Annotated in this window: 4 protein-coding genes; 1 reads left to right on the top strand and 3 read right to left on the bottom strand. The window is 30.7% G+C overall.

What is annotated here, in order from left to right; genetic code table 11:
- The 3 genes from ACXLDF_RS06135 to ACXLDF_RS06125 form a co-directional block, all read right to left on the bottom strand.
- Nucleotides 1–2,272, bottom strand: a 2,272-nt coding sequence (locus tag ACXLDF_RS06135) for a LamG-like jellyroll fold domain-containing protein (RefSeq protein ID WP_457557619.1), incomplete at its 3' end; no start/stop codon positions are given.
- Nucleotides 2,273–2,713: 441 nt separating this feature from the next.
- Nucleotides 2,714–3,304 carry a 7-carboxy-7-deazaguanine synthase QueE gene (locus ACXLDF_RS06130; RefSeq protein WP_457557618.1) on the bottom strand — a complete coding sequence of 197 codons (591 nt, stop codon included), beginning with the start codon at nucleotides 3,302–3,304 and terminating at the stop codon, nucleotides 2,714–2,716.
- Between the two features lie 254 nt (nucleotides 3,305–3,558).
- Nucleotides 3,559–9,672, bottom strand: a complete 6,114-nt coding sequence (locus ACXLDF_RS06125) for a hypothetical protein (RefSeq protein WP_457557617.1) — start codon at nucleotides 9,670–9,672, stop codon at nucleotides 3,559–3,561.
- Nucleotides 9,673–10,018: 346 nt separating this feature from the next.
- Between ACXLDF_RS06125 and ACXLDF_RS06120 the strand changes: the two genes are divergently transcribed.
- Nucleotides 10,019–12,397: a glycoside hydrolase family 13 protein gene (locus ACXLDF_RS06120; RefSeq protein WP_457557616.1), complete on the top strand. Its 2,379-nt coding sequence runs from the start codon at nucleotides 10,019–10,021 to the stop codon at nucleotides 12,395–12,397.
- The last annotated feature ends 373 nt before the right edge of the window (nucleotides 12,398–12,770 follow it).

Genomic DNA, 12,770 nt, shown 5'->3' with positions numbered 1-12,770 from the left:
TTGCTGATATATATGCAGGTTGCTCAATGTAAATTTCAGGACTTAAAACATCAAATATTTCAACTGTAATATTGCAAAAACCAGTGATATTCTCTGCTGTATAGAAATATGCACCGATACAGTAAAGTCCTGGAGACCAACCAGTCATATCGAAATTAACAGTTGTCCCATTGAAATAAATTGAGTCACCTCCTAAAATTGTACCACCACCCCATACATCTACGATTTCGTAATTTGCAGGTGTTAATGGCCCATATAAATATGGTGTCCACGAAAGGATTAAAGTTTCATTAACATTCGCAGATAAATATGTAGGTTGGTCAATATAAATCGAGCAGTTAATTTCTTCAACATGAATAATTTTGGATGTTGAATTTACATCACCATCATTATCTGTAATTGATAAATATACAACATAATCCCCAGAGAAATTGAAAATATGAGTTGGGTTTTCAAGATATGAAATGTCTCCATCTCCAAAATCCCAAAAATATTCTGAAAAGGGTTTATTTCCTCGACTAGTCAAATCGGTAAAGCTGACCGTCTCATTCACCTTAATATTGATAGGACTATAAGTAAAATCTACTTGCGGAATGTTATCAGGTTTATTTGGATCTGTATTATAAATAAATACTTCATCACCATCATAGAGTTCATCCCCATCACTATCAGGATTCGCAGGATTTGTAAAGTACACATTTATTTCATCACCATCAAGGAGATTATCTGAATCACTATCAGGATTAAGTGGATCTGTATTTGTTGTAATTCTTTTTGTAGTTCGATCAGAAACTGGAAAATTGTATAAATTGCCATTATAACCATTTCCACTTTGATCAATGCAAATATCTCCTGTAGCATTTTCAAAGTTATAATATAAAACCATATCATCTGCTGGATTTGTATTATTCTTTAAATCTATAATTTCAGTTAAGGACAATTCTCGTTCATAAATGCGAAAATCATCAATATGAAAAGTGGCAAAATTACTCGCAGTTCCAAACAAATTTTCACACCCAATAAACATACTGCGTGAATTCGATAAAGACCCTGCTGTATCAATCAAGGAATTTCCACCTGCAATTTGGCCATCAATATATACAACTTTACGATAACCTCCTGAAAGATCTGCTTCTTTATCCATCATGCAAACAATATAAAGCCATTCGTCATATTTAGGAATGTCTACGTAGAGATATTGTCCAGTTCCACCATAAGCTCTAAAAAGGAATTGATTCGTAGAGCGTAGTATATTAAAGCGATACCCATCTGTTGTTAGCGATCCTTGGTCTGCTCCAAAAACAACACCATCGTTGCCACTACTAGGAACAAATAGCCAAAATGCAATACTAAAAGTATTTGATAAATCGGGATTTAAATTATAATACGTATTTATATAATCATCAACACCATCAAATTTTAAAGCAAGGTCATCAATACATTCTTCATAATCAGTCAAACCATCAAAATCAGTATCTGGATTAGTTATATTAGTAAAAAATTTATATTTCTCTTCACCATCACTTAATCCATCATTATCAGTATCGATTTCAAAAATTGATATACTCGCAAAAATCTTTAATTCCACCGATCCAATTCGCCAATTTGTATCAGAAATAGTTGTTCCTCTTCCATTAGAAACATTCAACCTAAGGAATCTACCAATTCCAGAGAAAGAATAATTAAGAAAACATTCAGAATTTCCAGTTATTGATATCAGCTGATTCCAATTTATACTATCATTTGATATTTCAATATTGAAATCAATTGGAAAATATATATGTTCGCCATTTGTTGAAATATAAGGGTACAATTCCATCCGTGTTAAGTTAAATTGTTCAGGAAATTCGACTCTAATCCATTTTGCTGCACTGGAATAATCAGTATAAAAATTCATACTTGAATAAAATGATTGATTTTTCGACATTCCAAAATATTCTGATGGGCTATTATAAGGATAAAGCCATGGGACATTATCAAAATCTGTTTCGTTTGGATAAATTTTATCATTTATTTTTTCTATGGGAGCTTCTGCTGCAGAAGCACTTATAGTTCCCTTATCACTAATATCTATATCCACATAATCAGCACTCTGACTATTTGGAAAAAATTCCGAAAGATGTCTATGAGTAGATTCGATCTTTTCTATTCTTTTTTGATCTAAATTAGAAATTAACGCAAAATTCTGCTGAAAAGCAAATACACTAATAAATACAGATAATATTATCAAAATACCTGTCTTTCTTAATAGATTTGATTTTTCATATTTCATTTTAAACCACTAACATTTTGTTTGTAAAAAATGTTAAAATAATATATAGTGATTTACATAAATAAATATTATTTTTCGTATTTGTAATTGGAATAAAAAGAACACTTGAAATTATTATGTAGATTTGTTTAAAAAGAGAAAGAGTTCTTTTTTCATGAGGTTTCACAATAATCTTTCTCACTTATCTATCAACTTGACATAATACTATTTCATGTAGATGGTGAAGATTAATGTGAAAAGTCATGTTTTTTTTTTTTAATTTTTATATAAAACAAATTTTAAGTGAATTTTCTCAACAACATTTCCAGCATCTCATGCAAATTAAATAATTTTCTTTTAATTCTTTAAATTGGTCAAAATTTTCATATTTATAGTTTATTATGTAGAATTTAAGCGAGAAAACATAATTTATTCATTTTTTCGGATTTTGATTAGTTATTTTTACTTTAAATTGTATAATCGGTGAAGCTGCACACCTACTCTTAGATTGTCGTATTGCATAACAATTTGATAACATTTTTGAACAGAAAAATCAAAATCAGCATTGTTCGGTTGAAGCCATATAGGGATTTTCCCAAAAAAATTAGGTGGTATCACTTTTGGTGTGAATTCTTTATCAACAACATATTTCAACTCATTTGGCTTACATTTAATAATATAATTTGCCATTGGTTTAGGTGAGCATACAATCCAATCAACCCCAGAATCCCCTGTAGGAACAGGATTAGTTCCGTTTGTTTCGATAGCAATTTGAGGTTTTTGTGAAAAACAAGAAAGTTGATGAATTTTCTTAGATAAAGATTGCAAAGAATAAAGTGTAGGTTCACCACCTGTAAAAATGACATGAGGATAATGAATGCGCAAAATTATTTCGTCTTCAGTCATCAAAATTCCATCATTCCATGATTCCTTTGTATCACACCAAGAACATCGAAGATTACAATCAGCAAAACGTATAAACGTACAAGGAATTCCCAACCATGTTCCTTCGCCCTGTATCGAATCGAAGATCTCGCAAATATTGTATTCCACACACAAAATAGGAATAGACTAAATTAAGATTTTTCGATAAGAAAAACAGATTTGAAATAGTTAAAGTTTTTACTCAAATCGAGGCAATTTAGCCAACTTATCAAACTAATTTACACCTAAGATAATGACTTGAAAAGTATCAAATTAAATCTTGAAAAAGAATAAAAAAGAGAAAATTCAGAGTAAAAAAAAGAGAATTAATTACTAAGTAATTATTAGAAATTGAAAAAAAAGAAAAATGATCAGAGTATTGCTTATGGATTATTCTCTTTAGCAGCTCTTTTCTCTCTTCGGCGTTCTTCCCGACGTTCTTTTCGTTCTTGGCGTTTTGATTTTCGTTTGGCTTTAGCTTCTTGGCGTTTTTCCCATTGTTCGATTTCTTTTGGTTTTTCCAGTTTATAGCGAGTATATCCGTATTTTTTATGAATAATATCAAGTGTGTGAATATACATAATAGTTATATAAGATGTGTTTAAATCGTTTATAATCAAAGTCTGAGTTGCACCTCCCACCCATAAAAAGAGTGGAACTGCAATACCAACAGTAAGTATCATGTTCACATCATAAATCCAACCGAAAAGTGCTCCAACAAATCCACCTATCAACGCATTAGTTGCCCACATGGTATATTGTATTACCCGGAATACTTTATTTATGTTTGACCGTTTGATAAAAAGATCTACAGTATTAGTGACAATCATTCGGATAGAGCGTAGTAAAGCCAAACTGTATGGTCGATTTTCGATTACAATTGCAGGCATGGTAAACATATTTAATTGCATCCATAAACGTTCAATTAATGGAGCCTTCTTTTTCTTTCCTTTAACTTTCTTTGTTTTATCAAATGATTGTGGATCAACAGGTTTCACTTTTGCAGCTAATTCCATTGCTTCTTTAGGTGTTTTTGGATGATAATCTCCCTTTAGGAATTTGGTTACAAATTGTATCATATGAATAATTGTAGAAGTAAACGCATAACCCATTAATCCCCACCATCGTCTGCGTAGGATTCTAAAACTCTTTCCAAATGAAAGACTACCACCTCTATACCAATGATGGATCATCAATTGTTTCATTCCTAAAGAGGAATAAAATACAATATACATTAAGAATACAAATAGAGCAGTGAAACCGATAAACATATATGTATCGCTTACTCCTAATTTTGAAACTTCTTGATATATTACGGTAGGTCCATCTTTTTCTACCTTAAAGAAGAATTTCCATGCAGTTACACCATAAAAGAAGGAGAGCAAATTAACCCAAAGTGTCTGGAAAAATTGTGGAATTAACATCTGTTTCTCTTTTACTACAACTAAACATGACATTTTAAGAAATTTACTTGCTAATTTGAATTTTCTATGCCAAATGGTTAAAAATAAAATAGAGGGTATTATAAGCACTAAAAAGACCCAATTGTAATTTTGTCCATTATATTCAAATTCAACATATCGATATAAAATATAATATAATGCAACTTGTACAAATAATACCAAATACATGACAATCATTGCAAGTTCTGCAAAAACTCGAACAATGAAATACGCAGAAAGAAGGGAAACGATGTAAATCCCTATAATAACCAACAAACTCACGACAGAATATTTCCCAATAATTTTTGACATTCCTTCTAATTGATCTAAATCTACGCCTGCATATTTTATAGAGACATCCAAACCAATTACATATACACTCCAAATTCCAATACCGAAGAAAATCATAAATAGAATGACTAAAATTCCTTCACTTATTCTGTGGAATCGTCCAAAAATTTCAAAACCTTCTAAATCAAAAGGTGGATTCTCTCGATAGAGTTCTTTGTATTTCTTGACTCGTCTGGATTTCAGTTCTTCTAGCTTTCGTTTTTGTTCTTGTTTTTCTTGACGCTTCCACTCTAATTTTTCTTTTTTAGATTTGAATTTTTCAATTCGCCTCTTCAAGAATTGACTTTTCTTTGGATCTAATTCAGCTAATAATGTCAATAGCTCAGCATCTTGTGTTTTCTTATAAAATCGAGTCAATTTTGAGAAAATATCTGTTTGAAAATTCGGTTGTTTCTGCCAAATATCTTTTAAAACTAAAGAAATTATATGAATCACTTCTTCATCATTAAATCTGAGTAAATTATAACACATGTTTAGAACATCATTTGTCCTCTCTGGAAATTTAGAAACTAATGTATCCAAATTAGAAGCTAACATGAATCTGACATCTTCATTAGAATCAAAAGCCAACCGTTGAAAACTGTAGAAAATTCGATTATTTTCAGCAAATAACTCTGGATTCATGAAAAGAACTTGAAGTATCATTTTCCCTGCATCTTTTCTCACAGCTGGATTGCGATCTGAAATAAGTTTAAAAATAATATCAAAGTAGTTTAAGAAATCTTCTGGATTTGTGCGGAAGATTGCCATGAAAACGCCATGAGTAGTAGATCTGATTTCATGATTATCAGAAGAGGCCAATTTGAGCAAAGTTGGAATCACAATTTGCATTCTAGTGCCTTTTTGATGATATTCAAGTAATTTTGTTACCAAAATCTTATGAACTTTAACAACAGATGTGTTTGCAAAAGAACGAATATCTTGCTGAAATCTTATCTTGTGAATATTATTCTTCTCTGCAAAGTCAAAATAAGTCTCTAAGGCTTGAGTTGCTACCTCAGAAAGCGGATCTTGCACCGCTCTTATTATAAGTTTCAAACATATAGGTATATTTATTTGTACCAAAGTTATTTTACTCATTTCTTGTATGATTGCTTTTTTAACAGCAGGTGGATTGTTAACATTATAGAGTTTTACAAAATATGTATAGATAAGCGATTTGATACGTTTATACTTCTTTCTATCATCTCTCCTGGATAAAGTGGGAAATCTGCGAATAAAGAAGCCTAAAACTTCTATAGCTTTTGCTTTAACATCTGGATCATTCTGTGAGATTTGATGTACAATAATTGAAAGGACTTTTGATGATTCACTCTCCATAGGAATAGACATTAACACATTCATTGCTGTAATTTTTGTTCGCGCATCTTTGGAAGTTCGAATAGTATCAACAATTAGATTTCTTACTAACTTTTCTTGATTAGTTGCTTGCAAAAGTCGGTTAAGCGCTTCAGAAACGCCCTCTTGTACTAAAGATTCTCTAGATTGCATTTGTTTATATATTAAAGGTTTAAAGGTTTCTTCATAAGGATTAACTTTTTCAGATTGATTGGTTTTGTAGTTAAGAATTTTATGTGTTTTAAAACCTTTTTTAGAATGATCACCAATTAAAGTCGCAAATAAAATTAACGTTTGTTTCATTACTTTTGGTGAAACTGGAAGATTTAGTAGAAGCAAATTATATAGTACTTCAAAAATTTCATTGAAATAACCAGTATCTATTGAATACAGAGTTTTCAAATGTCCAATCAAGATACCATTGATATTTGCAGTAATCTTTCTAAAATTTTCCCTAATTTTGAATAATATGTTATCCATTGTGATATCTGGATAACCGATGCGTTTTTTAGAGATCTTTTCTAAAAATATTCTTGAATATACATCTAAGGTTTTAGCTAATGCAATTTCTCCGCCTTTAGAATAATGAGCTTCTAAATAAACAAATAGGTCATCATATTTTTGGGGAGCATGATAGAAAATTTCAGCAATTAACGCCATAGTGGTGCCGTAAACAGTCATTGTTTGAAAATCTTCTTTAAAACCGAAGAAAGTAGTATTTTCATCTTTTAATTCTTGGATTTCAGCATATTCAAGAGAACCATCAATTTCATCAGCAGATGAAATGAGAATTGGTAGCAACTCAACTTTATCTAAATGCGGAACGATTTTTTCAGCAATTTGAGTTAAAATATTAAGTAAATCAATGCGCACTAAAGTACTTAAAGGAGTTTTTAACAAAATTGCAATATCATCCAATAAATAATGAGGAGAATCACCTTCAATGAAGAATCTATGAACTTGATGTCGAATATCCTTAATTTCATCAATAAGAAGAGGACTAAAGAGATGTAGGAAGAATTCTTGAGAATAAATATCTTCTCGAGTCTTCGCAATTACAATCAATGAAGAAACAGTCGCTTTTCTAACATCTACACTCGGTGAATTCACAAATAATTGAAAATGAGGATAGAGAAGTTTCTTAAATAAATCAACACTGATACTGTCAGCTAGACTTCCTAGAGCCACAGCAGCATCACTTTTATATTGTAAAATAGAGGATTTCAGATATTGTTCAATATATTGAAAGAAATTTTCAAACCATTCTGGCTTCACACTTGTTAATTTAACAACAATACCAATTTTTTGACGAACAATTTCATCATCAGAATCTCTAATTTCATTAAAAGTTTCCATTAATTTTGGGATTATATCAGGAACCATAACAGCATAATTACCAAAGGTTCTTAAAGTTGATACTATTACTCTTGTTTCTCTATGCTTTAATAATTCTATAAATATATTATTGAGATCATTACTTTCTTGGTTAAAATTTCGAGGAACTTTATCAATCACATCTAATGCTCCCAAAATGACGCTAATTTTGCTAGTTGTACTAAGAAGAGGTCGAATAAATTTCCAAACCGCTTTATGTTCTTCTTTTTCATAAAGTCCAACAATTTGGAAAACTACCTTAAATCCTTCAGCAGATAAATTCTTTTGAATTAATTCTGTACATAATTCTAAAGGATTCATAATTTTTCGACGCACTATTTGACGCAAAACATTACGAGCTTGTTTTATTTTCTGTTTTTCTTTTGACTCTAGTAACTCAATTAAAGTTGTTGTAAGTGATTTTTTATCAAGTTTTAGAATTATATTATCGATTTCAGATTTTAATTTATGAACAATATCAGGATTTTCATCAGAAAGTAGTTCACCAATTATTACTGAAATATGTTTTGCTGTTTGTTTAGAGAGATGATCTTTCATTTGAACATATTTAATAACAGTATCAGTAACAAGCAAACGCATTTCAACATTCTCGTGAGATGAATACTTCTTAAGAGTTTCAAAGTCATTAGCAATTATTGCACGATTTAAGACCCATTCATCTGCATTCTGTGGAATACTTTTATCCCAAAAAAGGAAATAAACTAAAAAGTAAATATTTAAGATTTTTTGAACTAAAATTGCAAAACCAAATGTTCGATATATTAATTCGCGGTCAGTTGTTCGAGAAAAATCTAAATTCAATCCAATTAATCCTAAGTTATCATCAGGAAAGAAATCAGGATACTTATACATAGCATTCATAAAAATTGAAAAGGCAATTCCAGTAATTATGTATGCTGCGAAAAGAACCATTTTTGAGGTATTAAGAGGTTCTTTGCTAAGAAATTTTTTGTAGAATCCAAATAAACCGAATAAACATGTTGTAAAAATAAAACCGAGAAAGTCCAATGGAAATAGAATGAAAAACATTTGTATTTGTTCAATTTCTTCAGATGTGATGTCGGGATTGATTTGGGCGAGAAAAGTAACTATTTCCTCAACTGCACCGGAGCGAGTAACACTTGGATTTGATACACTTTCAGGAACCTTTCCCCAAAATATTGGGATATAGTCGATGGAAAAACTAATTAGAGAATAAATTGTAGAGATTATTCCTAAAATAGCAATAATGTAAAAAATTAAAATTTGAGGTTCTTTTTTCAAGATTACGCGCCGCCCACGATAAATTGCATGAGCAGTCCCATTATATGTATAATAACTTAGATAGAACATTGGTCCTAAAAGAAGCCAAACAAGAAAGATAATCCCCACAGTCCACCCATTGGATAAATTACTAGGAATATTCCAATAGTTCAAAGCTATATATGATGTAACTAAAGGTGCCAATAACACTATAAAAAAGAATAAAACCATAGCAGCTAAAGTATTCCATGGAGATTCAAATCGATCTATAAGTTTATTTTCTATTGCCTGTTGAATTTCAGTTGCACCTTCTTGAGATGGTTTTGAAAGTAAGTAATATTCATAAACTGGATAGAAAAAAGAGAATCCCATTATAACAAATAGCGTAATTGGCAAGAAATTAGGAAATTGAAACGCTTTGACCATTTCTTCTGTCCATATAGTATTTTGAACACTTGGTAAAATAAGTAACGCATTACGGGCAAAAATACTACTGATCATTGCTAAAGCAAAAATAATCGCAAATGATACCATTATTGAAAATGTCATAGCACTAATTGTATTACGAATTTTCTGTCCTTTCGTATATATCGGAGATGTTTTTAATTCTTGCTGAATATAAATCCAACATCGAATCATGATTACAATTCCAATAAACGTAAATAATAATGTTAATCCGCTATTTAAAAGTCCAGCATAATCATAATTATTATCCGTTTGTAATAGCATGTTTCAATTATTGGTAAAAGATCGCTTTATATTTTTCCAAAAATTAGGCACTAGATGTTGATAATTTATAATGTAAATTTTATTTCAAAAAAATATTTTTTTTGTTTAACAAGAAATGAAATTGTAAATATAATTAAATCCCGATTGGGAAAATTCTTTCACAAATTTGTATACATATACTTCAAGAATTCTATCTTTTAATTATATAATATAAAATCTTATTATTCACTTCAATCTTTAATAAATTCGATTGAATCATTATGTTTAACAAAATTCATTAATTACACTATGATTACAATCAATAATTGAAATTTTTATAATTCTGTATGAGTATCTTTTATTCAAGATGTGCAAAATTCACACTAAGATAGGAAGACACTTTTTAAAATGGTGTTTTGTGTTGTTATTAATTATCCCATTTTCTCCGATATATATGAAATCCAGTATTAATTCTCAAAATATTGTAATTGACAACACAAACGATTTAAATAATAGTCTATTTACCGAAAAACCCCAAAGTTCAATAAAAGTAGGACGATATGATGATGAAATTGATTGGACTGCTGTCTATCATAATTCACGAGATCCTTTTTATCGAAATCCAGGATGGGGAACCACTGAAGGAATAGAGCGTAGTGGTGCTGTTCCAGTTGGCACTGATATTACGATAAGAATTAGAACTTTAGCCTCTGATGTAGAGGATGTAAAAATCCGATATTGGGATGGAATGGCAGAATCAGAACACTATGTTACTTTAAGTGTATCTTTAACACAAGATGGATTTGATTATTGGGAAGGCGTTATTACTTCTCCTTCACAACCTGATGATTTTTATTATGGTTTTCAACTTACAGATGGAACAAATACTGATTATTATCATGATGATAATAAAGATGGTGGTGCAGGTCAAATGTATGGATATCGTAATACAGATCAAGACTGGGGGATAGTATTTTACGATCCAACATTTCATACTCCTGATTGGCATAAATCAACTATTGGATATCAAATTTTTACTGATCGATTTTTTAATGGTGATCCTACCAATGATCCAATAGGGGATGGCTCATCTGGTGATATTACTTGGTTTGAATGGGATGATGGTGAATACGATTTTTCTCGGGTTTATGCAGAGAAAAAGAATTGGGGAGAAACTCCTGCAGGTGGTAATGACTTTTTTGGAGGTGATCTTGCAGGAGTTATGCAAAAAACAGGATACTTAGAAGATTTGGGCATTGAAATGATTTGGTTTAATCCAATTTCAGAATCTCCTGATAATCACGGTTATTCAGTTAATAATTATACTTCTATTCAACCATATTATGGAAAAATAAAAAATCGAACTAATGGTATTGTAATCAGTGATAAAAAAGGTAGCCTTCATGTATTTGACACCCTTCAAGAAACATTAGAATCAGCAGGAATAAAGGTGATTTATGATACTGTAATTAATCATGCTTCAGCCCAATCCTATTTATTCCAACGGTTTGATACGAATGATCATCCAGAAGTAATAGATCTCTACCCAGATATTTTGGGTGCTTACGAAAACCCTGGATCACTTTATTATCATAGTTTTCGATTTTATACGTTTCCTAATGATTATGATGCCTGGTGGGGATTTAAAAATATTCCAACTCTGATATACGATGATCCAAATTCTGTAGTTGAAGATTTATTAGTGACAGGGGAAACATCACTATTTACTTTTTGGCAAGAGCACGGTGTGGATGGATTTCGTTTGGATGTTCCCAATATGTACCAAGATGGCCATGGATCTCGGGATTTAAATCAAAAAATTCGAGATGTTGTTAAAGCGAATAATCCTGACGGAATTGTTATCGGAGAAATCTGGGGTCGTGCAAATGCATGGTTAACAGGTACAATGCAAGATGGAGTCCAAAATATGCTTTTCAGAGAAGATACAATCGAATGGTTGAAAGGAATCATATCTGAAGACATCTATTCAGGTAGATTATTATATCCTCAAGAAAATTATCCTTCTGAAGCGTTTCGTTCTTTATGGACAATTTTAGGAAACCATGATACTGCTAGAATCTTAACAGAACTTGGTGAAAATGTTAATCGTTTAAAAATGGCCTCCGCGCTACAATTTACATATCCTGGAGTACCAATGGTGTATTATGGTGATGAAGTTGGTATGACTGGAGGTTCTGACCCTGGTTGTCGTAAAACTTTTCCTTGGGGATCAGAAAATACAGAGATTCTTAATCATTATAAAACCTTAATTCATATGCGAAAGAATTATGAATTGTTCCAATCAGGAAGTTTTAATATATATCCTAGTAATCAAACAGACATTCTTATTTATACTAGAGAATTGGGAGCTGGTCCAAATTCAACAGCAATTTGTGTTTTCAATAGAGGTGATGATCCATTAATGGTAACCCTTCCAGCAGATTTGAGTGCAAAATTAAATGAAAATCAACAATTGATGAATTTATTAAATCCATCTGAAATTGTAAATATTTCTTCAGACAAAGTGATTTCTTTTATAATTGATGCTCAGACACCCATGATTTTCATTAATGTAGAATCAAACGATACTACAACCACAATTGATGATACAACATCTGACGATTCATCAACTGATGACTCTGCAAATAATGAATCTAAGATTCCTTTTTCATTTAATTTAGGTGGTTTTGCAGCTTTAATAACTATCATGCTGATACTAAGAAAAAATGATAAAAAAAGAGCGTAGTTGAAATATTTTTTATGTATCTGATTTATATCACTTTTTTTTATTTATTATTATAAGTATTTGGGGAGTAATCTTTTTTTTGTAAATTTCTGTTCAATTTCAAGGATTAACCAAGAGATCAAATTCAAAAGAATTTTTACCCTCCCTATGTTATCATTCTTTGGCAATGATGAAAAAACTCGCCCTGATTGAAGGATGATGATAAATTCGAGAATAAACTGAGCCATTTTTGAAAATAAATCCCTGTGTGCGGATAAGTGCGAATAAGTTTTTTTCCATAAAAAAAAATTTTTTAGTAAAATCATCATTCTTTTTCCTTCAAAAAAAAACGCAACGTATATATTTTGAGGGAACTAACCTAGATCCCGTATTC

Source organism: Candidatus Harpocratesius sp. (genome assembly GCF_054039255.1).
The sequence above is the reverse complement of the archived record's forward strand: the minus strand, read 5'-3'. Positions and strand labels throughout refer to the sequence as shown.

What these genes read in the sequence shown, in the direction of transcription:
- ACXLDF_RS06120 (WP_457557616.1), top strand. Translation starts at nt 10,019, where the DNA reads ATGTGCAAAATTCACACTAAGATAGGAAGACACTTTTTAAAATGGTGT.
- ACXLDF_RS06125 (WP_457557617.1), bottom strand. Translation starts at nt 9,672, where the DNA reads ATGCTATTACAAACGGATAATAATTATGATTATGCTGGACTTTTAAAT.